Consider the following 24,434-nt stretch of genomic DNA (forward strand, 5'->3'; position numbering starts at 1 on the left):
AGTGAATCACAAATCAAGTTTGCAAGGAATCCCGCTCCAAGAGCCCGCTTTCTGGCAAATCCAACCACGGCAAGATGCCGTTTCTAGATTCCAAATCAACGGCTTGGAAGTTCTTCACGGGAGACCAGCACCGGTTTCAACGAGGGAATCAGCCTGGCACGTTCGCGCTTGGCGGGGATGGCGCGATAGACCTGCTTGGTCGCTTCGACGATGTGGACGCCGGCAAAAGGCAGCGACAGCGCCGCGCCGGCGCGTTCCCACATCTGCGCCGATTTGAGCACCCAACGCCCCGCATAAGGCGGCATGAACAATGCCTCGCCCCAGGCGGTCGGCGTGAACCAGGTCTGGCGCAACAGGTCGGTGATCTGCGAGCGCGAATAGGGGCGGCCGTGGCCGAACGGCGTGTTGTCGCTGCGCGTCCACACGCCGCGCCGGTTCGGAATCACGGCGATGACGCGGCCCGACGGCGACAGAACCCGCCAGACTTCCCGCAGCAGAGCGGCCGGGTCGTCCGACATCTCGAGCGCATGGACCAGCAGGATGCGGTCCACCGCGGCGTCAGGAAGCGGCAGCGAGAATTCGTCGACCAGTGCGGCCAGCGCGGGCCGCCCGGTCGGCCATTTCAACACGCCCTGGGCCGCCGGCATGAAGGCGATGCAGCGCTCCGCGTCCTCGCGGAACAGTCCGAGATAGGGTGTCGGATAGCCGATGCCGAGCACACGCTGGCCCTCGGCGCCCGGCCAGCGCTCCCTGATGCCGTGGTTGATCATCTGCCGCGCCACGATGCCGAGGCGGCGGGAATAAAACTCGCGGAGGTCGACGACGTCGATGGTCATGACGGCAATCTAACATGCACAAGGCTGCGGTCGCGCGCGGAATATTGCATTGCCTGCGCAACGTTAACGCCATATCTGTCAGGCGGGGCTGAGCGCGATGGAGAAGTCATGGCCGCCGAAATTCGTACTTTCACCTGTTTAAACGACAATTTCGGTTATCTGATCCACGATGTGGAAACCAAGGCCACCGCGTCGATTGACGCGCCGGAAGCCGGTCCCATCATCAAGGCACTGGAGCGGGAGGGCTGGCAGCTCACCGACATCCTGATCACCCATCATCACGGCGATCATGTCGGCGGGGTCGCCGAGCTCAAGCAGAAATATGGTTGCCGCGTCGTCGCGCCGCACGACAAGACGACCAAGATCGCCAACGTCGATCTGCGCGTCGCCAACGGCGACGTGGTCAAGGTCGGCACGCTGCTCGGGCGCGTGCTGGAGACGCCCGGCCACACGCTCGATCACATCTCCTACGTGTTCGACACCGAGAAGACGCTGTTCGCCGCGGACACGCTGTTCTCGATCGGCTGCGGCCGCGTGTTCGAAGGCAATTATCCGATGATGTGGGACTCGCTGCTGAAGCTGCGCGCCCTGCCCGACGACTTCAAGCTCTATTGCGGCCACGAATACACCGCGTCCAACGTCAAGTTCGCGCTCACCGTCGAGCCTGATAATGCCGCGCTCCAGGCGCGCGCGGCCGAAGTTGCGAAGCTGCGGGCGGAGAACAAGCCAACCATTCCCTCACTGCTTGGTGATGAGAAGCGAGCAAACGTGTTCCTGCGCGCCGATGAACCGGCAGTCGCAGCCAAGCTACACATGAAGGGTGCGGATGCCGCCGCGGTGTTCGGCGAGCTGCGCGAGCGCAAGAACAAGTCCTGAAGTACCGACGACCAAGTCCTGACGGGGATCAATGCCGACCGCAGCCGAGATCATCGCGCGCCTTGAACTCAGACCCCATCCCGAAGGCGGGCACTACCGCGAGACCTTTCGCGACCAGAGCACGGACGCCAATGGCCGTTCGCGCTCGACGCTGATCTACTTCCTGCTCGCGCGCGGCGAGCGCTCGCACTGGCATCGCATCGACGCGGTCGAGACCTGGCACTACTACGCCGGCAGCCCATTGACCTTACGTATCGCCCACGACGGCTGCTCCCAGCACGAAGTGCGGCTCGGCACCGATCTCGTAAGCGGCGAGCGCCCCCAGGCGATCGTGCCGGCCGATGCCTGGCAGATGGCGGAGACGACAGGCGAGTGGACGCTGGTCGGCTGCACCGTGGCGCCGGCGTTCGAGTTCGCAAAGTTCGAACTCGCGCCGAAGGGCTGGGAGCCGTAGCCCGCGTCACCGCTTCCGCAGCACCATGTCCTTTGCGGCGATCAAGCCGCCCCCCGCGATCAGCACTGCTGCAATCGCAATGTTGGCGCTGGCTTTGGCGAAACCCGCCGCGATGAGGAAGCCGGTCGACAGCAGCGGCGTCGCATAAGAGGCCGCGCCGAGCACGCGGATGTCGCCGCGCTTCATGCCGATGTCCCAGGCGTAGAAAGCGGCGCCGACGGGGCCGATGCCGAGCCCGATCACGGCGAGCCATTGCAGCAGTGTCTCAGGCCACACCGTGGCTTCCAGCACACCGTGCATGAGCGCGGCGAGCACCGATGTGACGAGGCAGAAGCCTGCGACTGCATCGGTCGGAACGGCTTTCAACCGCCGCGACAGCACCGAATAGGTCGCCCAGACGAAGGCGGCGATGAAGGCTGCGATCAATCCCGGCACCGCGCCCGGCGCGAAGCCCGACGTGTTGCCGGCGAACAGCAGCACCGTGCCGACGAGACCGAGCACGGCGCCAATGATGTGATGCACGGCCAGCCGCTCCCCCGGCAGGAAGGACGAGAACAGCACGATCAAAAGCGGCCACATGTAATTGAGAAGACCGGCCTCGGCCGGCGGCGCGAAGCGCAGCGCGAGGAAATAGAGCGCGTGATAGCCGAACAGGCCGCCGACGCCGACGACCCACACGACCGGCGGCTGACGCAGGCTGTTTGCGGCATCGCCACGGCCGATCCAGGTGAGGAGCCCCACGAGACCGCCAATGGCAAACGTCATGGCGGCAAGCTGGAACGCGGGGATCTTGCCGGTCGCCACCGTCATCACGGACAGCAGCGACCACATCAGAATCGCGGTCAATCCGATCAGCGTGGCGGTGCGCGGGGTCATGGATCACAAGGCTTGCGAGGACGCTTATGCCCGGCACGAGGCCGGGCATTTGGGTCTTCACTATCGCCTTGTCGCGGCTGGCGCTACAGACTTGATGTCCTATCAGGCCTGATACTGGCCGCCATTGATGGTCATCGTCGAGCCCGTGATGAAGCCGGCCTCATCGGCTGCCAGGAACACGACCGCGCGCGCGATCTCCTCGGGCTCGCCGAGGCGAGCGACCGGAATCTGCGGGATCACGTTCTTCTCCAGGACCTCCTTCGGCACCGCCTGCACCATTTCGGTGTTGATATAGCCCGGGCAGATCGCGTTGACGGTGATGCCACCCTTGGCATTCTCGAGCGCAAGCGCCTTGGTGAAACCGATGTCGCCGGCCTTCGCGGCCGAATAGTTGACCTGGCCAAACTGGCCCTTCTGGCCATTGATCGATGAGATCGAGATGATGCGGCCGAACTTGCGCGCCCGCATGCCCTCGATCACCTGACGCGTCATGTTGAACAGCGAGCCGAGATTGGTGTTGATGACGGCGTTCCACTGCTCGAGCGTCATCTTGTGGAAAGCGGTGTCGCGGGTGATGCCGGCATTGTTGACGAGCACCTCGATCGGTCCGAGATCGGCTTCGACCTTCTTCACGCCCTCGGCGCAGGCGTCGAAGCTGCTGACGTCCCATTTGTAGACGGCGATGCCGGTCTCGGCCTTGAACTTCTCCGCCGCCGCATCGTTGCCGGCGTAACTCGCCGCAACCTTGTAGCCGGCTGCCTTCAGCGCCTTGCTGATCGCAGCACCGATGCCCCGCGTACCACCCGTCACCAATGCAACACGTGCCATATCGTATTCCTTCCCTTGGACTCGTCGGACGCTTCTGAGTGATCGTTTTTAACGGCGGATTATGCGGCTGGTTTGACGGACATCAAGAACAAAACGCCCGGCGTTGAGCCGGGCGTTTGTATTTAGTCGAGGCGTGCGCGGATGCGAAGAATATTTGATTTGCAACCGCTGCCTTTTTAGTCGCGTGCAACGCACATCGTTGATGTGTGCGCTGCACGCGCAAAGTCCAGGTCAGTCAGGCGTCAGCTTCAGTCGCGCGCCAAACACATCGCGATGCCCATGCCGCCGCCGATGCACAGCGTGGCAAGGCCCTTTTTCGAATCACGCTTCTGCATTTCGTGCAGCAGCGTCACCAGCACGCGCGCGCCGGAGGCGCCAACGGGATGGCCGATCGCGATCGCGCCACCGTTGACGTTGACCTTGGACGTATCCCAGCCGAGGTCCTTGTTGACGGCGCAGGCCTGCGCCGCGAAGGCCTCGTTGGCCTCGATCAGGTCGAGATCGCCGACGTTCCAGCCGGCCTTCTTCAGCGCGGCGCGGGAGGCCGGGATCGGACCCGAGCCCATGATCTTCGGATCGACGCCGGCCTGCGCCCAGGACACGATGCGCGCGAGCGGCTTCTTGCCTTCCTTGGCGGCCTGCTTGGCCGTCATCAGCACCACGGCGGCGGCGCCGTCATTGATGCCCGAAGCCGAGCCTGCGGTCACCGTGCCGTCCTTCTCGAAGGCGGGCTTGAGCTTGGCCATCGCATCGAGCGTGGCACCGTGGCGCGGATATTCGTCGGCGCTCACGACCACGTCGCCCTTGCGGGTCTTGATGGTGACGGGGACGATTTCGTCGTTGAACTTGCCGGCCTTCTGCGCAGCTTCGGCCTTCTGCTGTGAGTGGACCGCGAATTCGTCCTGTTGGGCGCGGGTGATCTGCCACTGCCGCGCGACGTTCTCGGCGGTGTTGCCCATGTGGTAGCCGTTGAAGGCGTCCCACAGGCCGTCCTTGATCATGGTGTCGACGAACTCGACTGGTCCCATCTTGACGCCGCCACGCAGGTACTGGGCGTGCGGAGCCATGCTCATGGATTCCTGGCCACCGGCGACCACGATCTCCGAATCGCCGTTGAGCAGCGCCTGGTAGCCGAGCGCGACGGTGCGCAGGCCCGAGCCGCAAAGCTGGTTGACGCCCCAAGCCGGGCTCTCCACCGGAATGCCGGCGCCGATCGAGGCTTGGCGGGCCGGGTTCTGGCCCTGGGCGGCGGTCAGGATCTGACCCATGATGACTTCCGAGACCCGGCCGGGCTCGATGCCACCGCGCTCCAGCGCGGCCTTGATGGCGACGGCGCCGAGATCATGGGCGGGAAGGGTCGCGAAGGCTCCGTTGAAGCTTCCGACCGGGGTGCGGGCGGCGCTGACGATGACGACATCGTCTGACATGGGCATCTCCTGGGGCTTGAGGTTCTTAAGAAGGGGCGGGCGAGCGCAAGAAAAGGGCCCGTCAGTCTCGGCTGGCATCCTGTTAACGTCGTTGAGGCATGTCAATGCCGCGGCGCATTCAAAATAGCGTTCTTGGCGCTTTCGCAAGCAAGATTTTGCTCCGCAATTAACCGTGCCGCACAAAACGGTGGCGTGAGCCCTTTGAAAATGCTTATTTTGTTGCGTTGCGTACTCTTCCCGCCCTGCGGCACAGCCCTGCAGGTCCCCGTTCTCCGCGCTTGCAAGTGAGAGCCCATGGCGAAATCAGACCAACCCACCACCATCAAGAAATACGCGAACCGCCGGCTCTACAACACCGGAACGAGCACCTATGTGACGCTCGAAGACCTCGCCGCCATGGTCAAGGACGGCGAAGATTTCCTGGTCTATGATGCCAAGACTGGCGACGACATCACCCGCTCCGTGCTCGCCCAGATCATCTTCGAGCAGGAGAACAAGGCCGGCCAGAACCTGCTCCCGACCACCTTCCTGCGCCAGCTGATCCGCTTCTACGGCGACAGCATGCAGATGGTGGTGCCGAAATATCTGGAACAGTCGATCGCGACGCTGACTCAGGAGCAGGAGAAGTTCCGCAAGCAGATCGCCAACACACTGTCCGGCACGCCCTTCGCGCCGCTGGAAGAACAGGTCCGCCGCAACATGGAGCTGTTCCAGCAGACCTTCTCGATGTTCAAGCCCTTCGCGCCAGCGGCGCGCTCGGCCACTCCGGAGCCGGAGCCCGATGCGAATGCCCCGGCAGCGACCGATACCAACATCGACGACCTGCGCCAGCAAATGAAGGACATGCAGGAACGCCTCGAGCGGATGTCGAAGAAGGACGAGTAGGTCCTTCGTAAGCCGCTCCGGCCGCGGGTTCGCCCGCGGCGGGTTTCGACTGTCTCATCATCGTCGCTGCGCGCGCAATGAGGGAGTTCGTGGGGACAGCGGCGACCTACGCCGCCAGCTTCACCGCATGGGCAAAGTCCCAATAGAGCTTGCGCGCCTTGGTGTAGAGCGGGCCCGGCTTCAGCTCGCGCTGGTCGATCCGTATCACCGGCGCGACCTTGGCGAAATTGCCGGTGGAGAAGATCTCGTCGGCGGCAACGAAATCCTGATAACGCAGCGTCTTCTCGACCACGGTGACGCCGTCACCACGCAGCAGGCTGATCACACGCTGGCGCGTGATGCCGTTGAGGAAGGTGCCGTTCGGCACCGGCGTGAACACCACGCCGTCTTTCGCCATGAACACGTTGGAATTGCCGAACTCGGCAACGTTGCCGAGCATGTCGACCATCAATGCGTTCTGAAAGCCGCGCGAGGCCGCTTCCGCGAGCGCGCGCGAATTGTTCGGATAGAGGCAGGCCGCTTTCGCCTCGACCGGCGCGCATTCGGCCGTGGGCCGGCGGAACGGCGAGAGCGTGATCGCGTTGCCTGTTGGCTTTGGCATCGGCGCCTCGTAGATGCACAGGCACCAATTGGTGGTTTCGGGGTCGAACAGCACGCCGCCGCCGGAACCGTTCTGCGCCCAGTACATCGGACGGATATAGAGTTCGGCATTCGCGGCAAAGCGCGCGATGCCTTCGCTGGCGAGCGAAAGCCAGGTACCGGCATCGACCACCGGCTTCAGGCCGAAATTGATCGCGGACTGATTGGCGCGGGCGACGTGACGATCGAGGTCGGGCGCGACGCCTTCGAACGCGCGCGCACCGTCGAACACGACCGAGCCGAGCCAGGCCGCATGCGTGCGCGGCCCCATGATCGGCACATTGCCGTCGTGCCATTTGCCCTCGAAGAAGGTCCAGCTCGGCGAATAGTCGATCGGCTTGTTGATCTCGGCCATATCAGGCCTCCCTCGAAAAACATCCGGGCACTATTGCCCCAATTTCTAAACGATTTGCTGCGGCCAGACACTATCGCCTCCTGTCGGAGGAGGACCACGACAAGTCCAAACCGGCTATAGTGCCGCGCACGTCCCGGAGCTTTCCCATGCCGCTCGATCCGCTCGCAAAACGCTTGTTGACCATGATGGCTGCGGCCGCCCATCAGGCCCGGAGTCGGCCGAGCGTCGAGATGCGGCGGCAATCGCTGGCGAAGCTGATGCAATTTTCGCGCGCCGAGGCGCCCGGTGTAGCGGCTTCCGACGGCGTGTTGCCAGGTCCGGGCGGAGAGCTGCCCTATCGGCTCTATTCGCCCGCCTCTGCCGGCGAACGCGCGCCGGGCTTCGTGTTCTTTCATGGCGGCGGAATGGTGGCCGGCAGCATTGCGACTCATGACCGCATCGCGGCAGCGCTGGCGCATGCGACCGACTGCCGTGTCATTTCAGTCGAGTACCGGCTCGCGCCCGAACACAAATATCCTGCCGCCGTCGATGATGCGATCGCGGCGACCGAGTGGGTTGCGCGCCAAGCGTCTTCGCTCGGCATCGACGCCGAACGGCTGGTAGTCGGCGGCGATTCCGCCGGGGCGACGCTGGCCGCGATCGTCTGCCAGGAGGCCGCGCAGAGCGCCGGCCTCTCCATCGTCGCGCAATGCCTGATCTGCCCGGTGCTGGATTTCGAGGAGATCTCGCCCTCGCGCGAAGCCTTCGCCGAAGGCCATCTGATCGACCGCGTCACGGTCGAGGCCGATCTGTCCGATTACCTGCCCGAAGGATTGGATGCCGCCGATCCCCGCATCTCGCCCTTGCGCGCGACGCGGCTCGCAGGCCTGCCGACCGCGATCATCCACACCGCCGAATACGACCCGATGCGCGACGAGGGCAACGCCTATGCGCGCAAGCTGCTCGCCGCGGGCGTTGCGGTCGAGCACGTCTGCCACGACGGCATGGTTCACAATTTCCACGCCATGGGCGCGATCCTGCCGCAGGCGCAGCTCGTGCTGTCGCAGATCGGTGAGCAGGTCAGGCGGGCGGTTGAGAAGTAGTCAAGCGCGCGCGTCGAGCACCGCCCTGGCTGCCGGGACATAGTCGGGCCAATGCGCATCCGCGTAGCGTTCGGCCTGGCGCGTGCAACCCCGGTCGGGCGCGTGCGCCGCGGCAATCATGCGCGCGAAGCGCTCTTCGGCAACCGTCGCATCGCCCACGACAGGCGCAGCGGCCAGGACCGTCGGAGCCACGGCGAGACCGGCCAGACCAGCGAGCAGAATGCGACGTGACGTGTTCATGGCTGAGGTCTCCATTATCCTGTCCGCACCGTGGCTGGTGGGTGTGTCAGTGCGATCACGGCAGGGTAACCGCGAGCATCCGTATCGTCCATGGCCCGCGGATGGACCTTGACCGCACCAACGATCACGTTCCATCTACGCGCTATTCCGTCACCAAAGCGCTACGCGTCGGATTGCCACGTGTCCCACCACACCCCGCCGTATCGATCTGCTTGGCGCGCTGTCGCAATGGGGCTGCTTTGTCTGACCATCCTGGCCGGCACGGCCCGCGCCAGCGAGGCGGACGAGGATGCACCGGCAAAGCCCGACATCCCGAATATCTATCTCGATCTCCGCACGACCTATGCCACGATTCCCGCGGGAACGCTGGGGCTCGGCTTTGGCAACACCTCGCTCTCGGCCGCGTTCGAGGCGCTGGCGGCGCAGCGTGGCGTGACGTTGCCGAACGGCTTGCCGGCGGCAAAGTCGATTGCGGTCGACCTGCCGCTGACCGTGGATGTCAGCGATCGCGTTTCCCTCTATGGCGGCGTCTCCGGCTCGTCGACGAATGTCGGTGGCGGCTGGTCGTCCTTCGACATCACCAGCTGGAATATCGGCGTGCAGGCCGATCTCTACCAGCAGAACGGCGGCAAGATCCCGACCATCACGCTGCAATCCACCCTGACGCAGTCGGTACCGAACGAACAGGGCATGACGAATTCGTTCAACCATGTTCTGGAATTCGACTACGCGCTGGACGAGGACGAGACGCGGGGCTGGCTCGCCGGCCTGCAATATACCCACACCGACATCGCCAGTCAGCTCGCCAGGATCAAGCCGAACACGATCCTCTATGCCGGCGGCTACTACCAATGGCCGAACAACTGGAAGTTCACCGGACGCCTGGGCGTACAATCATTCGGCGGCGCGCTGATCGCGGGCCGGACGCTGGCGGAGTCCTTCACCCAGCCGATCCTGCGGCTCGACCTCGACCGCATGGATGACAATGACAACCGTCTGTTCGGCATCACCGCGCAGATCGCCTGGATGCCGAAACCGTCCTATCAGGTGACGATGAGGACGCCGCTTTACGCCGTCCGCAACTGACCGACCGCCGTGGCGGATCTTTTGTAAACTCCGCGTCAACCGGTCGTTAATCCTCATCCGAAAAGGTCGAGCGCGTTACATCGCCGCAAGTAACCTTGCGCGACACTGAGGCGGCTTTTCGCTTCGTTTTCGCACTGGAGGCTGCGAATGTCCCGCGTGGTCACGGAACGGACGTTCCTTGCTGGGAAGATCTTCTTCAATTTCGGCCAGTCGTCGATCGACTGCGTCGTACGCCGGCTCTCCGAGGAAGCTGCGACGCTCGAAATGGAGAGCGGCCTCGGCGTTCCCGACCGGTTCCAGCTCAGGCTTCAGGGACGCGATATCCTGAGCTGCCGGGTGATCTGGCGATCGGACCGTCAGGTCGGGGTTGCCTTCGAGCAGCCGGGCGCCATCGATCGCCCTGCCAGCGACGAGCAGGGACGTTCGCCCGATGCGCTGATGCGCGCCCAGATGCTCGCGCTGCGCGCAGCCCTCGATCACGTGCCGACGGGAATCGTGCTGCTCGATGCCAATCTCAGGGCCCGCCTCATCAACCGGTCTTTCCGCCAGATGTGGCACCTGCCTGACCAGGTCGCCGACAGCAATCCGTCCATCCTCACGCTGCTTCACCATGGGCGCGACATCGGAGCCTATGAGGTGCCAGACACGGTCCTCGAGGCCCATGTGATGGCGCGTGTCCGCGTGATCGAGGCTGGCGATCCGACCCCCATCGATGTGCGCCAAACCAATGGCGACGTCGTGCGCGTCCAATGCACGCCACTGCCGGATGGCGGACGCATGCTGACCTATACGCCGGTCACCGACATCGTGCGTACCTCGGACGAGCTTAAGCTGTTGCGGGATGCCCTGGAGAATGTTCAGGACGGCGTCCTCCTGCTCGACTCCGAGTTGAACGCAAGCTTCATGAATTTGCGGATGCGCCGGTTCTGGGACGTGAGCGAGGAGGAGGCCGCGGCCCGCCCGGCCTATGCTGCGCTGGTGAGCCGCATGCAGCGCGCCAGCGCACCCGACCTGGCGGCGAACGAGCTGGCAAAATTCCCGGGCAAGCGCGTTGCCGAGGTCATGGCCGGCGATCACGTGCGCGACCTTCAAACGCCCGACGGGCGGCGGATCAGGGCGCATTGCACCACGATGTCGAATGGCGGCCGGATGCTGACCTATGTCGACATCACCGATCTGACCAAAAAAGCCGCCATGCTAGAGCGACTGGCGACCACCGATTCGCTCACGGGCCTGTACAACCGCCGGCATTTCCTGGGGGCGCTCGATGCGGAATGGAGCCGCTTCCAGCGCTACTACCGCTCCGTCTCGGTTCTGATGCTCGACATCGATCATTTCAAGTCGGTCAACGATCGCTATGGTCACGCGGTCGGCGACGAGGCAATCAAGGCTGTCGCGGCCGCATGCAACGAGGGCAAGCGCAAGTCCGATCTCGTCGGTCGTATCGGCGGCGAGGAATTCGCGGTGCTGCTGCCGGAGACCAGCCTGTCACGCGCCAAACTCGTCGCCGAGCGAATCCGCAAACGCGCGATGGCGATCCGGCTGAACGCCGATCAGGTTCAGTTCGGCATCACCGTCAGCATTGGAATTGCCGAGGCCACCGTCAGCATGTCCGGCATCGATACGCTGATGGGCGCGGCCGATCAGGCGCTCTACCGGGCCAAGGCCGAAGGCCGCAATCGCTGTATCGCCTTCGCACCTCCGTCGCCGATGAACAAGGCGGCGGAGTGATCGGGGAAAGCGGCGTCTAGTCCGGCACCGGCACGTCGAAGGTGTTGAGCGTGACCGAGACCATGCAATAGACGCCGACGAGATAGGACAGTTCGGCCGCGCCGTGCTCGCCGAACTCCTTCACCGCCGCGCGATAGGTCAGCTCCGGCAGCACGCCGCCGCTCACCAGCGCAGACGCCATGTCGTAGGCAACCGCCTCCTGTTTGGTGAGGTCGACCGGCCGTTGTCCGGCGACGATGGTGGCGAGCTTCTCATCGGACAGGCCGCGCTGCTCGGCGACCAGCACATGCGCATAGAGCTCGTAACCGGAGCGGAAATGCGAGCCGGTGACGAGGATCGCGACCTCGCGCACCGGTGCCGGCAGCAGCGGGTTCGACGCAATCGCCTTGACCAGCTCCCACACCGGCTTGCCGAAGCGCGGCTCGCGGATCCAGGGATTCCAGGGGCCGAGCAGCGCGCCATCGTCGCGCATGTTCACAAAGCCCTTGAAGTGGTCCTTGATGCCCGCTTGCATGTCGGCATAGAGCGGCTTCTGTTCGTCGCTCAGCTGTGTCGGATCGAGAATGGGAAGGCGCACGGCGAGGATCTCCGCGTTGAGAAGAGACGACCGTCGCCCGCATGCGCGTACGTGGCAAGTGAAGTTGCTGTGACGACCGTGCGATTTTATAAGTGGTGTGGAGAGCCGGCACGCTCCAGTGTACGCGCCTCGGAGGTCCGCGCCTGGCTCAGAGCAGGCGTCGTCCTTGATCGTCTTACACCGTTCAAAACTCCAGCGGCGCGTTGTCGACGACCTCTTTCATCACGAAGAAAGTGCGGGTCTGACGCACGCCGGGGAGCGCGATGAGTTGCTCGCCGTGGATCCGATTAAAATCCTCCATGTCGCCGACCCGGATCTTGAGGAAGTAGTCGAAGTCACCGGCGACGAGGTGGCAGTCGAGCACGAATTTCAACCTGGTGATCGCCTGCTCGAAGGTGGCAAAACTCTCCGGCGTCGAGCGGTCGAGCACGACGCCGACCATCACCAGCGTGCCTTTGGCCACCTTTTTCGGAGCGATCATGGCACGGACGCCGGCAATGAACCCGTCCTCGAACAGGCGCTGGGTGCGGCGATGGCAGGTGGCAGGGCTGATCGCGACAGTTTCGGCCAGCTCAGCGTTGCTGAGCCGGCCATTATTTTGCAGCAATCTCAACATCTTAAGGTCAATGCGATCGAGGCGAGCTGGCATGGAAGAAGCTTCCGAAAAATTTGAATAGATTGGAAGAAAATCTACCAAATTGGTCCCTTACCGCAAGGTTGCATGCAATATCGGCGCAACATTCGAAAGCACCTTTGAGCGGTACAGTGCTAGCTAAATCCCAGACACAACGCCATCAGGGATGATCCCATGAACCTCGACAAATTCGCGCGCTATCCGCTCACCTTCGGCCCGACCCCCATCGAGAAGCTGGAGCGACTGTCAAAACATCTCGGCGGCAATGTCGAGATCTACGCCAAGCGCGAGGACTGCAACTCCGGCCTCGCCTATGGCGGCAACAAGCTGCGCAAGCTCGAATACATCATTCCCGACGCGATCGCCTCGAACGCCGACACGCTGGTGTCGATCGGCGGCGTCCAGTCCAACCACACCCGCATGATCGCCGCCGTCGCCGCCAAAATCGGCATGAAGTGCCGCCTGGTGCAGGAAGCCTGGGTGCCGCATGAGGACGCCGTCTATGATCGCGTCGGCAACATCATGCTCTCGCGCATCATGGGCGCCGACGTGCGCCTGGTTGACGACGGCTTCGACATCGGCATCCGCAAGAGCTGGGAGCAGGCGGTCAAGGAGGTCAAAGCGGCGGGCGGCAAGCCTTACGCGATTCCCGCCGGCGCGTCGGTGCACAAATTTGGCGGGCTCGGCTATGTCGGCTTCGCCGAGGAAGTGCGCAAGCAGGAAGCGGAGCTCGGCTTCAAGTTCGACTACATCATCGTCTGCACCGTCACGGGCTCGACCCATGCCGGCATGCTGGTCGGCTTCGCCGCCGACGGCCGCGCGCGGAAGGTGATCGGCATCGACGGGTCGTTCACCCCCGAACAGACCAAGGCGCAGGTGCTCTCGATCGCGCAGAACACGGCCAAGCTGGTCGAGCTCGGCAAGGACATCGTCGCAGACGACGTCGTGCTGATCGAGGATTACGCCTATCCCGCCTATGGCGTGCCGTCGGAAGAGACCAAGGAAGCGATCCGCCTCACCGCGCGCCTCGAAGCCATGATCACCGACCCCGTCTACGAGGGCAAGTCGATGCAGGGCCTGATCGACCTGACCAAGAAGGGCTATTTCGAGAAGGGCGCGAAGGTGCTCTACGCCCATCTCGGCGGCGCCCCGGCGCTGAACGGCTACGGTTACGCGTTCCGGAACGGCTAGTGAGAGCGTAGCTCTCGCGTCACACACTGCTGTCGTCCCGGGCAAGCGTCAGCGCAGACCCGGGACCCATACGCCGCAGCAATCGTTTTGCGAAGACTCGTGGTTACCAGCGCGCCGCGACAACGTCGTCCTGTGGCTATGGATCCCGGATCGGCGCGCGCCTTTAGGCGCGCTTGTCCGGGATGACGATGTGGGGAGATGGTCGCGCCGCTACCGCGTCCTGATGATCTGCAACAGCTCCTCGCCGTAGTGCTCGAGCTTCTTGTCGCCGATGCCCGGCACGTTGCGCAGCTCGTCCAGCGTGGTCGGCCAGGCCCGCACGATGCCATCGATGGTGGCATCGTGCAGCACGACATAGGCGGGCACGCCGCGCTCGCGCGCCACGTCCGAACGCCAGGACCGCAGCCGCGCGCGCAATTCCGGATCAACATCGCCCGGCGGCGCGCTCGCTGCCGGCGCAAGGTCGCCGCGCCGCGATTTCGAGCGGCTGACACGGACGCGGCTGGCAGGCGCCTCCTCCCGCAGCCACACCTCTGTCTCTCCACGCAGCACGCCGCGCGCGGTGTCGGTCAGCTTCAGCGCTCCATAGGCCTCGCTGTCCGCCTGCAAATGCCCCATCGCCACCAGCTGTCGCAGCACCGTGCGCCATTGTTTCTCGTTGAGTTCGCGCCCGATGCCGAACACCGAGAGCTTGTCGTGGCCGAACTGCGTCACCTTCTCGGTCAGCCGTCCGACCAGCACGTCGATCAGGTGCATCGCGCCGAAACGCTGTCCGGTGCGATAGGCGCAGGACAGCAGCTTCTGCGCCAGGACCTTGCCGTCGCGCATTTTCGGCGGGGTCAGGCAATTGTCGCAATTGCCGCAATTCTCCGCGGTCACGGTCTCACCGAAATAGGCGAGCAGCCGCTTGCGACGACACTGCGCGGTCTCGGCGAGCCCGACCAGCGCATCGAGCTTGCCGATCGAAACCCGCTTGAACTCGTCGGAGCCGCTCGATTCGTCGATCATGCGGCGCTGCTGCACGATGTCCGACAGTCCATAGGCCATCCACGCCGCCGACGGCTTGCCGTCGCGCCCTGCTCGCCCGGTCTCCTGATAGTAGGCCTCGATGCTCTTGGGCAGGTCGAGATGGGCGACGAAGCGCACGTCCGGCTTGTCGATCCCCATGCCGAAGGCAATGGTCGCCACGATGACGATGCCGTCTTCGTTGAGAAAGCGGTCCTGGTTGCGCGAGCGCAGCTGGCTGTCCAGCCCGGCGTGATAGGGCAGCGCCGCAATGCCGGCCTCGGCAAGCGCGGCGGCGACCTCCTCGACGCGATTGCGGGAGAGGCAGTAGACCACGCCGGCCTCGCCGGCATGACGATCCCGGATGAACTCCTTCAGCTGCGACACCGCGTTGCGCTTGTCGACGATCTCGTAACGGATGTTAGGCCGGTCGAAACTGGAGACGAATTGCGGACTGTCCGCAAGCTGCAGTCGCTGGACGATCTCTTTGCGCGTCAACTCGTCGGCAGTCGCGGTCAGCGCGATGCGCGGCACGTCGGGAAAGCGCTCGGCAATGATGGAGAGGCCGACATACTCGGGCCGGAAATCGTGTCCCCATTGCGAGACGCAATGCGCTTCGTCGATCGCAAACAGCGCGACCTTCGTCTGCGCCAGCATCGACAGGCAGCGCGGCGTCACCAGCCGTTCCGGCGCGACATAGAGCAGGTCGAGATCACCCGCAATCAGGCGCCGCTCGATGTCCGAGGCTTCCTGAAACGACAGCGACGAGTTCAGGGCGGCAGCGTTGACCCCGGCCTCGATCAGCCCCGCGACCTGGTCGCGCATCAGCGCAATCAGCGGCGAGACCACGATGCCGCAGCCCTCGCGCAACAACGACGGCAATTGGTAGCATAGCGATTTGCCGCCACCGGTCGGCATCAGCACCAGGCAATTGCCGCCCTCGGTGACATGCCTGACGATCTCGCCCTGCGCCCCGCGAAAGCCGGGCAGGCCGAACACCGAATGCAGCACCGAGAGCGCGTCGCGGCCATCGGCCGGCGCTGGCAGCGGAGCGGTGGAAGGGGCGGACATGGGCGAGTCGGGGGTTTGCAGGATTCGGCCCAACGCCAGTCGCATGGCGAGGCGGGTGTGGCAAGCCCATCTTCATCCCCTCCGCTTGCGAGCAGAGGCGAAAAGCTACGCCCCAATCCGGCGCAGGGCTTCGGCGACCGTCACGATCGGCATGTTACGCTTCTCCGCCGCCCGCAGCGCGTGGCGCAGCAGGGCCGGCGTGCAGCCGTAAGGGCTCGGCGCATCGACCACGTCGTGGCCGTAGAAGATCAGCCAGCCGCCGCTTGTGACGGCCTCGTCGAAATAGCGGTCGACCCCGTTCGTATCAATCTCGCGATCGACCAGCGGCGAGGCGCGCAGGAACTGGAGATCGATGACGTCGCGGTTGACGCCGGGAAGGATGCCGCGCGCCGAGCGGAAGCTTTGCGCGAGCTGCGGCTTGCGCCAGACCGAGGCAAGGCCATAGGGGTACGCGAAATTTTCGAGCCGGATCGAGGCATCGACACCAAAAAAATGACTGCGATTCCGTTCGATCTCGCGCGCCATCGCGCTCTCATTGAGATCGACTGCGCGCAGATGCGAGAACGTGTGGCAGCCGATCTCATGTCCGTCGCGGTGCAGCCGAACGACCGCATCGTTCGACAGGCCATGCCAGTGATCCGCGGGCTGGTCGATCAGGCTGCCGGCGAGGTAGAACGTGCCGCGCCCGCCATGCGCTTCCAGCAGCGAGGCCCCCTCGCCTGCGGCGCTGTCGGGCGCGTCATCGAAGGTGAAACTCACCATCGGCGCGTGCGCAGGCAAGCGATGCGGCGCGGCGCGGAAATGCCGGGCCAGCCGATTGCTCAAGCGTCCGTTGAGGGCCGACAGCACGCGTGCATTCCCTGTATTCCGGTATTTCTCGACTGAAACATTTGTGTGCGGTCCGAGGCAAGCTTAACGCCGGGGTAATCCTAACGGGGAACCAAGGGCCTTCGACGAGCGCGCGGGAGCGGCGCATCGGTATCCGCGCCGAGATATTGCAGCCAATTGCGGAAAAGCGCCGCGGCGGCGGTGCCTGCGGCAATATCGGTGCGCAAAGTCAGCGCAGGCAGCTCGTTGGTCAGCGCCGGATGACGCTGGTGCCTGGCCCGCTTCTCGAAACGCACGAGCCTTTCCTCCGTCGCTGCGTCAAAATAACTCACGGGGAGAGCCGGATAGACCTCGCGCTCACGCGCGAGATAACGGCCGATGTCGCGCAGATATTCGCGCTGGAGCGAGAGCGCGTCATATTCGGGGTGCCCCTGGAAGAACACGAAGCGACTGGCATATTGCCGCGTGAAGACGTCGACCCCGGCTTGAGCCGACCGGGTCAGCACCTGATAACCGGCCTGCGCGAGATCGCGCTCGGTGACTTCGTTCAGCCGCGAATGCGAGATCTTGAGCGGCGCCGGCGCGTCGCGCGTCAGCGGATCGCTGCTCACAGCCTCGCAATCGAAAATGCCGTGGCATTTGGTCGGCAGCCGCTGTCGTTCGACGCGGTCGAGGTGCAGCACCGCCGCATGTGCAGCGAGGCAGGACCAGATCGTCGAGCGGGTGTTGACCTTGGCCCAGTCGATCAGCTCAGTAAGGTCGCGCCAATATGGTTCCCGGTCGAGCTCCGGCGCCACCGGCTCGGCGCCCGTCACGATCAACCCGTCGAATGACTGACGCCTGAGATCGGAGAGATCGGAATATTCGCTCTCGACATGCCACTTCGCTTCCGGCGAACGCTTCACCGACGGCAGCGAAAAGCAGTGGAAGCGGATGCGGCGCGGCCCCGCGGCGGCCTGGAGCAGCTTCATGAACTGCCGCTCGGTCGCCTTCAGCGCCGTATCCGGCATATTGTTGATCAGCCCGATGGTCAGCTCGGCGCCGGCATGATCGCGCGCAAGGTCGCCTTCGGCGGGCACCAACGCCGGGCTTGCGATACCTTGATCCCTCGCGATCAAGACGCTCATCGGCCCGATTGCCTACTCCGCAGCCTGGAGACGCGCGGCCGGACAGGCCTTCTCCAGCGCCTGGTCGATGTCTTCGATGATGTCGGCGGCGTGCTCGATACCGATCGAGAGCCGGATGGTCTCCGGCAGCACGCCGGCGGTGCGCTGCTGCTCTGCCGACATCTGCCGATGCGTGGTCGATGCTGGATGGCAGGCCAGTGACTTGGCGTCGCCGATGTTGACGAGACGCGTGATCAGCTTCAACGCATCATAGAACGTCTTTCCGGCTTCCATGCCGCCCTTGATGCCGAAGGTGAACAGCGAGGAGGCGTTGCCGTCGAGATATTTCTGGACCAGCGGATAATAGGGGCTGTCCGGGAAGCCCGTGTAATTGACCCAGGCGACACGCGGATCGGCACGGAGGAATTCGGCGACCTTGCGGGCGTTCTCGACGTGGCGCTCCATCCGCAGCGCCACGGTCTCGATGCCCTGGAGCAGCAGGAACGCGTTGAACGGCGACAGCACCGAACCCATGGTGCGCTGATAGACGCTCCGCGCGCGCTCGATATAGGCGGTCCGGCCGAAGCGTTCGGCATAGACGAGGCCGTGATAGGAAGCGTCCGGCTTGTTGTAGGCCGGGAAGCGGTCGGCATGATCAGCCCAGGGGAAGTTTCCGGAATCGACGATGGCGCCGCCGAGCGTGGTGCCATGACCGCCCAGGAACTTGGTGAGCGAATGCACGGCGATGTCGGCGCCGTAGTCGAACGGCTTGAGCAGGATCGGCGTCGCAACCGTGTTATCGACGATCAGCGGAACACCATGCGCATGGGCGATCTTCGCCAGCGCTTCGATGTCGCAAACGTTCCCGGCCGGATTGCCGATCGTCTCGGCGAACACCGCGCGGGTGTTGTCGTCGATCAGCCTTGCGACCGCATCAGGCGCATCGCTCTCGGCAAAGCGCCCGGTGATACCTTGCCGCGGCAGGATGTGGGAGAGCAGCGTGTGCGTGGTGCCGTAGAGCTGCGGCACGGACACGATATTGCCGCCGTGATCGGCGACGTTGACGAAGGCGAAATGCAGCGCAGCCTGGCCGGTCGCAACCGCCAGTGCGCCGACGCCGCCCTCGAGCTGGGCGATGCGTTTCTCCAGCACGGCGCTGGTCGGATTGGCAATGCGGCTGTAGCGGAAACCTTCGGCCTCGAGATTGAACAGGGCTGCGCCGTGGTCGGCGCTGTCGAAGGCGTAGGCGGCGGTCTGGTAAATCGGCACGGCAACCGCGTGCGTGGTCGCCTCGGGCTCGTAGCCGGCGTGAATAGCGATCGTCTCGTTGCGCATCGTACCACCTCCGCGTGGCGCGGGCCGCACTTATTGGCCTGTACGAGGCATGTGCGTTGTCCGCCGTCCCTCTGTTAGAGGCGGGTGGTAAAGCGGACAATAATTCGCTTAGAGATCGAGGAAGTAACCCTAATGGTTGCTGGTGAATTGGCTAAAGCTTGAGTTAAATTGGATTAATGAATTGATCCGGTCCGGCTGCGCGATCGCGAGGCGATTGCCGCCTCGCATCTGACGAACGGATCCTGCGTATCATCGGGGCTTCGCGCCGGCGCGCGCAGCCCCGATGAGCATACTCAGGCCATCGTTTCCCACAATTGGTGGGCCAGCACGCCGACGCGCTTCTCGATTGCAGCCGCGGCATCCAGTGCCAGATCCTCACGGTAGCGGCCCGCGATGAGCTGCACACCGATCGGCTTGCCGTCGTGCACGGCCGCGGGGACGACGGCGCCGGGCAGGCCCAGCACGTTGATCGCGGAGATGAAGCGGATCTCGCCCCAGAAGATTTCCTGCACGCGCGCGGCGCTGATAGTGTCGTCGCGCGGGCCGGGCGTCGGCTGCACCGTGGTCGGCGCCAGCACCACCGGATATTCCTCGAAGAACAATTGCCAAGCACGGATGTGGCCGCTGCGCGCAGCGGTGGCGCGCATCCAGGCGGGGAGATCGAGCGCTTTGGCCTTGGTCTTCATGCCGTTCCACGCCTTGTGGAAATCCTCTGAGGTGACTTTCAGCATGCCAGCCTCCTGCATCACCACCGTCTCGTTGGTGATGATGTCGCACCAGGTCTGCCAGACGCCGTTGATGTCGGGCACCTCGACCTCGCTGACGCGATAGCCGGACCGCTCCAGATGATCGGCGGCCTGGCGAAGGGCCGCGCTGACCGCCGGATCGACCGCCATGTCTGCCGGAATCCTGGCCAGCGCGACCTTGATCGGCCCCTTCGGCTTCGGGCCGGTCAGCGGCGCCGGCACCCACCAGGGATCGCGCGGATCGCGTTGGCTCATGACTTCGAGCGCCAGCCGGACATCGGCGACGTGGCGGGCGAGCGGCCCCTGCGCCGACATCAGATGGGCCAGCATCGGACGCTCCGCGGTCGCACTTGCGTTGAACGCGGGAATGCGCCCCTGCGTCGGCTTGATGGTGGCGACGCCATTGCAATGGGCCGGCCAGCGCAATGAGCCGCCGATGTCATTGCCATGCGCAATGGTGCCGATGCCGGCGGCGACCGCCGACCCTGCGCCACCCGAGGAGCCGCCGCAGGTGATATCGGGGTCCCAGGGATTGAGCGTCAGCCCGTGCAGCGGATTGTCGGTGAAGCCGCGGAACGAGAATTCCGGCGTGTTGGTGAGGCCGATGACGATCGCGCCTGATTGCTTCAGATTGCGGACCACAGGCGAGTCCGACGGCGCGATCAGATCCTTGTTGGCGGGAACGCCATTGAAATTGGGCCGGCCCTCGTAGTCGACGTTCTCCTTGATGGTAACGGGCACGCCGTGCAGGAGACCGAGTTCACCGCCCCTGGCGCGGTGCCGGTCCGCCGCATGCGCCGCCTTCAGCGCCTGCTCGCCGAGATCGACGACGACTGCATTCAGCCTCGGATTGACGGCATGCATCCGCGCCAGATGCGCCTCGACAGTTTCCACCGCCGAGATTGCGCCGGAGCGGATCGCAGCGGCGGTCTCCACCGCCGACCATTGCCAGGCCGGGCCCTTGGGACGGCGCGATCCGGCTGATTTTCGCGCCGGCGGCGCGACTTTCCGCGTCGTCTTGGCGACCGCCCGCTGACGGACCGGGCTTTTCTTGCCCGACGTCTTCGCTGCCTTACCCGAAATGCTTCTCTTCCTTGCCGTCTTCTTCGCCACGTGCTCGTCTCCTGAAAATAGCGCGGGGAAAAGTAACGAAGGACGTGCAACCCTGTACAGTCGCGTTTCCGCATGGCGCGCTGCCGCAACGCCGCATCCTGCCAACGAACCGGCGCCAATCCGTCTTGTCGAAAACCGCTTCGCGTTGGACGCTACCATGGCGGCCTCGCTTGTCTTTGACCCGCCGCCCTCATCTTTCAGCGCGGCACGTCGAACCGTTTGGCGCTGACAGAACACCAACATTCCTGGATCTGGACGAAGCGGGGCGCGTCGCATTTCGCGTTAACCGTCACCGTTGTGCAACAGCATCCTCGCTCCGTCCGGTCGAGGCACCTTCCATTCGCGGGAATCGACGGACATGATCCTATGTATCGACTTGCCTTGTTCGTCCGGGCACAGGACAACCTCGAAGCCATCGCCATGCGGATCAGGAGGCGCGAGATGATCCTTAAATGGCGACGGAAAGCCGTTGCGCTGGCGGCCGGTTTCGTCCTTGTTGCGGCGCTCGCAGTGCCGCCGGCGGCGGCACAACGCGCCGATATCGAGACGGTGCAGAAGCGCTTCAATGCATTGCTGGCCGCGGGCAAATATGCCGACGCACTCGTCGAATGGCAGAAGCTCGAGGCCGCCGTGAAGGCCCGATTCGGGACCGAGCACCCGAACTATGCCCTCATTCTGCTCAAGGTGGCCGTCACCTATCAGAACCAGGGCCGCTATGACGATGCCGAAGCGGCCTACAAGCGCGCTGCCGCGATCCTGGAGAAGGCCCTCGGGGCAAATCATCCGCTGGTCGCGACGGCGCTCGACGACATGGCTGCCGTGTATCTCCACGAAGCGCGTTACGGCGAGGCCGAGGCGCTGTTCAAGCGCGCATTGGCGATCCGCGAGCAGGTCCTCGGACCGGATCATCCGGACCTCGCCGCGACGTTGAACAACCTGGCCGTCGTATATCAAGGCCAGGGACGCTTTGGCGAAGCGGAGCCGATGTTGAAGCGCGCGATGGCGATCACGGAAAAAGCCCTCGGCCCGAACCACACCCAGGTCGCGGCCGCGCTCGTCAATCTCGCCATTCTCTATCAAGACCAGGCGCGCTATGGCGACGCCGAAGGCCTGTTCCGGCGAGCGCTGGCGATCCAGGAAAAGGCCACAGGCCCCGTTCATCCGATCGTCGCCAACATCCTGCACAACCTTGCCTCGACCGCCGAGGACCAGGGCCACACGGCCGAGGCCGAAGCGCTCTACAAGCAAGCGTTGGCGATCAAGGAAAAGATGCTGGGGCCGAACCACCCCGATCTTGCCGATACCCTCGACAATCTGGCAGTGCTGTACGGCGGCGAGCACCGCAGCGACGAGGCGGAGGCGCTGTACCGGCGCGCGCTGGCGATCCAGGAACGGGCGCTGGGTGCGGATCATCCCGACGTCGCGCACATCCTCAACAATCTCGCTCTCGAATTCGAGGCGCGCGGCAAGTATGCCGACGCCGAGGCACTCACGGCCCGCGCGCTGGCAATCTACGAGAAGGCCCTTCGCGCGAACCACCCCGACACCGCCAATGCCCTTCACAATCTAGCGCGCGAATATGCCGAGGCCGGCGACGGTGCCAACGCCCTCGCCTATTCGCGCAAAGCCACCGCCGCGGTGCTGGCCCATGCCGCCCGAGAGGCCGAGAGCACCGGGCAGAAGCAGCGATCCGGCGGCCTCGTCGCACAGCGTGCACTGTTCTTTCGCCGCCACGTCGCCAATCTTGCCCTTGCGGCGCGTCAACAGATCGCGCCCGAGCCGACGCTCGCCCGCGAAGCCTTCGAGATCGCCCAATGGGCCGACCAGTCGTCGGCGGCGGTTGCCGTGCAGCAGTTCGCAGCACGCTTCGCTTCCGGCGGCGGAGCACTTTCCGCCCTGGTGCGCGAGAACCAGGACCTCGCCGCCTCATGGCGCGACACTGATCGCAAACTCGTCGAGGCCTTGTCGAAGCCTGAAGGCGAGCGCGACCGCAAGGCGATCGATGCGTTGCGCCGGGCGAGCGGCGAGGCCGAGGCACGGCTCACCGAGAGTGACGCAAAGCTGGCGCGCGAGTTTCCGGAATTTGCCGCACTCACAAGGCCGCAGCCGCTGGAGGTGAAGGCAGTCCAGAACCTGCTCGGCAGCGACGAAGCGCTGGTCTTCTTTCTGCCTGACGACAAGGAGAGCCGCGTCTTTGCGGTGACGCGCGAGGCCTTCGCTTGGCACGACATCGCGCTCGGCGCCGACGCCTTGGCCGACAAGGTCAAGGCTTTTCGCCGCGGCCTCGATGTCGGCGAATGGGCGGCGGCGCGCACCGCCGGCGCGCCGGGAATGTTCGATCTCGGCCTGGCGCGCGACCTCTACATCGCCCTGCTCGACCCCGTCGACACCTTGATCAAGGACAAGCGCCATTTGCTGGTCGTGCCGACCGGCGCGCTCACCGCCCTGCCGTTTCATCTCCTGCTGACGCAGCAACCCGCCGCGCCGACCCCCACCGACGTCGCGGGCTATCGCGACGCCGCATGGCTGATCAAGCGTCAAGCCGTCAGCGTCCTGCCGTCCGTCGCGAGCCTCAAGGCATTGCGCGCCTATGCGCGCCAGCGGCCGGCGGCGCAGCCGCTGATCGGCTTCGGCGATCCGGTGTTCGGCACGCCGGACGCGCGCGGTGCGCCCGCTGCCGCGCGGACGGCGGCGCACACGCGCGCCTACACCGACTATTGGCAAGGCGCCGGCGTGGACCGCACCGTGCTCGGCAAGGCACTGCCGGCCCTGCCCGAGACCGCTACCGAGCTTCAGGCGATTGCCCAGAAGGTCGGTGCGGCCGCGAGCGACATTCATCTTGAAGCCGACGCGACCGAGGCCAACGTGAAACGGCTGCCTCTCGCCGACTATCGAATCGTCTATTTCGCGACCCACGGTCTCGTTGCCGGCGACATCAAGGGCGTGGCCGAACCGTCGCTGGCGCTGAGCATTCCGCAGCACGCCAGCGATCTCGATGACGGACTACTGACCGCGAGCGAGGTGGCACAGCTCAAGCTGAATGCAGATTGGGTGGTGCTGTCGGCCTGCAACACCGTGGCGGGTGAGAGGCCCGGCGCCGAGGCCCTGTCGGGGCTGGCGCGCGCCTTCTTCTATGCCGGCGCGCGCGCCCTCCTCGTCTCGCACTGGTCCGTCGCTTCCGACGCCGCGACCCGGCTCACGACCATGACCTTCGACGTCATCAAGTCAGAACCCGCCATCGGCCGTGCCGAGGCCCTGCGCCGCGCCATGCTGGCCTATCTCGGCGATACGGCGAACCCCGACAATGCCTATCCGGCGTTCTGGGGACCGTTCTCCATCATCGGCGAAGGCGCTGCGCGCCGGGAGACGCCCGAATGACGATTTCTGTGAGCGGCCCGAGACATAGGTGACAAATCGTACCGGACACATGGGTTACACTTTCCGCTTTTGTTCTGCGGGAGGCGTGGATGCCGTGGAAAGCGAGTTCGGTAATGGAAGAGCGCCTGCGCTTTG

At 64.7% G+C, this 24,434-nt stretch carries 21 protein-coding genes; 8 read left to right on the plus strand and 13 right to left on the minus strand.

Going from position 1 to position 24,434, the window contains the following annotated elements; all coding sequences use genetic code 11:
• Positions 1-95: 95 nt before the first annotated feature.
• Positions 96-836, minus strand: coding sequence for a methyltransferase domain-containing protein (locus tag G8O24_RS39330; RefSeq protein WP_188107886.1), 741 nt, complete (start codon positions 834-836; stop codon positions 96-98).
• A 108-nt stretch (positions 837-944) separates the two neighbouring features.
• Here G8O24_RS39330 and gloB point away from each other — a divergent pair, with 108 nt between their 5' ends.
• Both gloB and G8O24_RS39340 read left to right on the plus strand, forming a co-directional pair.
• Positions 945-1,712, plus strand: a complete 768-nt coding sequence (gloB, locus tag G8O24_RS39335) for a hydroxyacylglutathione hydrolase (RefSeq protein WP_188107887.1) — start codon at positions 945-947, stop codon at positions 1,710-1,712.
• Positions 1,713-1,743: 31 nt separating this feature from the next.
• Entirely contained in the window at positions 1,744-2,166 is a 423-nt protein-coding gene (locus G8O24_RS39340; protein ID WP_188107888.1) for a cupin domain-containing protein, read from the plus strand.
• 6 nt (positions 2,167-2,172) lie between these two features.
• Here the strand turns inward: G8O24_RS39340 and yddG are convergent, their stop codons facing one another.
• The 3 genes from yddG to G8O24_RS39355 all read right to left on the minus strand — a co-directional run bounded on the left by yddG (position 2,173) and on the right by G8O24_RS39355 (position 5,297).
• Positions 2,173-3,042: an aromatic amino acid exporter YddG gene (gene yddG / locus G8O24_RS39345; RefSeq protein WP_188107889.1), complete on the minus strand. Its 870-nt coding sequence runs from the start codon at positions 3,040-3,042 to the stop codon at positions 2,173-2,175.
• Positions 3,043-3,144: 102 nt separating this feature from the next.
• Positions 3,145-3,870, minus strand: coding sequence for an acetoacetyl-CoA reductase (gene phbB, locus G8O24_RS39350; RefSeq protein ID WP_188107890.1), 726 nt, complete (start codon positions 3,868-3,870; stop codon positions 3,145-3,147).
• A gap of 248 nt (positions 3,871-4,118) precedes the next feature.
• Positions 4,119-5,297: an acetyl-CoA C-acetyltransferase gene (locus tag G8O24_RS39355; RefSeq protein ID WP_188107891.1), complete on the minus strand. Its 1,179-nt coding sequence runs from the start codon at positions 5,295-5,297 to the stop codon at positions 4,119-4,121.
• Positions 5,298-5,591: 294 nt separating this feature from the next.
• Between G8O24_RS39355 and phaR the strand changes: the two genes are divergently transcribed.
• Complete coding sequence (phaR, locus tag G8O24_RS39360) at positions 5,592-6,182, plus strand: polyhydroxyalkanoate synthesis repressor PhaR (RefSeq protein ID WP_188107892.1); 591 nt, start codon at positions 5,592-5,594, stop codon at positions 6,180-6,182.
• A 106-nt stretch (positions 6,183-6,288) separates the two neighbouring features.
• Here the strand turns inward: phaR and G8O24_RS39365 are convergent, their stop codons facing one another.
• Complete coding sequence (locus tag G8O24_RS39365) at positions 6,289-7,176, minus strand: branched-chain amino acid aminotransferase (RefSeq protein WP_188107893.1); 888 nt, start codon at positions 7,174-7,176, stop codon at positions 6,289-6,291.
• A 146-nt stretch (positions 7,177-7,322) separates the two neighbouring features.
• Here G8O24_RS39365 and G8O24_RS39370 point away from each other — a divergent pair, with 146 nt between their 5' ends.
• Positions 7,323-8,258, plus strand: coding sequence for an alpha/beta hydrolase (locus tag G8O24_RS39370; RefSeq protein WP_188107894.1), 936 nt, complete (start codon positions 7,323-7,325; stop codon positions 8,256-8,258).
• Here the strand turns inward: G8O24_RS39370 and G8O24_RS39375 are convergent, their stop codons facing one another.
• On the minus strand, positions 8,259-8,498 hold the full coding sequence (locus G8O24_RS39375) for a hypothetical protein (RefSeq protein ID WP_188107895.1): 240 nt from the start codon (positions 8,496-8,498) through the stop codon (positions 8,259-8,261).
• A gap of 228 nt (positions 8,499-8,726) precedes the next feature.
• Here G8O24_RS39375 and G8O24_RS39380 point away from each other — a divergent pair, with 228 nt between their 5' ends.
• Together G8O24_RS39380 and G8O24_RS39385 are read left to right on the plus strand one after the other, a co-directional pair.
• Positions 8,727-9,584, plus strand: coding sequence for a hypothetical protein (locus G8O24_RS39380; RefSeq protein WP_188107896.1), 858 nt, complete (start codon positions 8,727-8,729; stop codon positions 9,582-9,584).
• A 147-nt stretch (positions 9,585-9,731) separates the two neighbouring features.
• Complete coding sequence (locus G8O24_RS39385; RefSeq protein ID WP_188107897.1) at positions 9,732-11,315, plus strand: sensor domain-containing diguanylate cyclase; 1,584 nt, start codon at positions 9,732-9,734, stop codon at positions 11,313-11,315.
• Positions 11,316-11,331: 16 nt separating this feature from the next.
• Here the strand turns inward: G8O24_RS39385 and G8O24_RS39390 are convergent, their stop codons facing one another.
• Together G8O24_RS39390 and G8O24_RS39395 are read right to left on the minus strand one after the other, a co-directional pair.
• Positions 11,332-11,892, minus strand: coding sequence for a carboxymuconolactone decarboxylase family protein (locus tag G8O24_RS39390; protein ID WP_188107898.1), 561 nt, complete (start codon positions 11,890-11,892; stop codon positions 11,332-11,334).
• A 184-nt stretch (positions 11,893-12,076) separates the two neighbouring features.
• Positions 12,077-12,541, minus strand: coding sequence for an Lrp/AsnC family transcriptional regulator (locus G8O24_RS39395; RefSeq protein WP_188107899.1), 465 nt, complete (start codon positions 12,539-12,541; stop codon positions 12,077-12,079).
• A 159-nt stretch (positions 12,542-12,700) separates the two neighbouring features.
• Here G8O24_RS39395 and G8O24_RS39400 point away from each other — a divergent pair, with 159 nt between their 5' ends.
• On the plus strand, positions 12,701-13,717 hold the full coding sequence (locus tag G8O24_RS39400; RefSeq protein WP_188107900.1) for a 1-aminocyclopropane-1-carboxylate deaminase: 1,017 nt from the start codon (positions 12,701-12,703) through the stop codon (positions 13,715-13,717).
• Positions 13,718-13,927: 210 nt separating this feature from the next.
• Here the strand turns inward: G8O24_RS39400 and recQ are convergent, their stop codons facing one another.
• The 5 genes from recQ to G8O24_RS39425 form a co-directional block, all read right to left on the minus strand.
• Positions 13,928-15,793, minus strand: coding sequence for a DNA helicase RecQ (recQ, locus tag G8O24_RS39405; RefSeq protein ID WP_188107901.1), 1,866 nt, complete (start codon positions 15,791-15,793; stop codon positions 13,928-13,930).
• Positions 15,794-15,898: 105 nt separating this feature from the next.
• The gene (locus G8O24_RS39410; RefSeq protein ID WP_188107902.1) at positions 15,899-16,642 is read right to left on the minus strand and encodes a polysaccharide deacetylase family protein; all 744 of its coding nucleotides are present in this window, start codon (positions 16,640-16,642) and stop codon (positions 15,899-15,901) included.
• An 80-nt stretch (positions 16,643-16,722) separates the two neighbouring features.
• Positions 16,723-17,748: a homoserine O-succinyltransferase MetA gene (gene metA, locus G8O24_RS39415; protein ID WP_188107903.1), complete on the minus strand. Its 1,026-nt coding sequence runs from the start codon at positions 17,746-17,748 to the stop codon at positions 16,723-16,725.
• Between the two features lie 12 nt (positions 17,749-17,760).
• On the minus strand, positions 17,761-19,062 hold the full coding sequence (locus tag G8O24_RS39420; protein WP_188107904.1) for an O-acetylhomoserine aminocarboxypropyltransferase/cysteine synthase family protein: 1,302 nt from the start codon (positions 19,060-19,062) through the stop codon (positions 17,761-17,763).
• Positions 19,063-19,355: 293 nt separating this feature from the next.
• Complete coding sequence (locus G8O24_RS39425; protein WP_188107905.1) at positions 19,356-20,921, minus strand: amidase family protein; 1,566 nt, start codon at positions 20,919-20,921, stop codon at positions 19,356-19,358.
• Positions 20,922-21,287: 366 nt separating this feature from the next.
• On the opposite strand from G8O24_RS39425, the gene G8O24_RS39430 reads away from it, so the two are divergent.
• Positions 21,288-24,299 (plus strand): CHAT domain-containing tetratricopeptide repeat protein, encoded by a 3,012-nt coding sequence (locus G8O24_RS39430; protein WP_188107906.1) that lies wholly within the window; start codon positions 21,288-21,290, stop codon positions 24,297-24,299.
• The last annotated feature ends 135 nt before the right edge of the window (positions 24,300-24,434 follow it).

Origin of the sequence: Bradyrhizobium campsiandrae, assembly GCF_014529705.1 — a bacterium.
Classification (GTDB): Bacteria; Pseudomonadota; Alphaproteobacteria; order Rhizobiales; family Xanthobacteraceae; genus Bradyrhizobium; species Bradyrhizobium campsiandrae.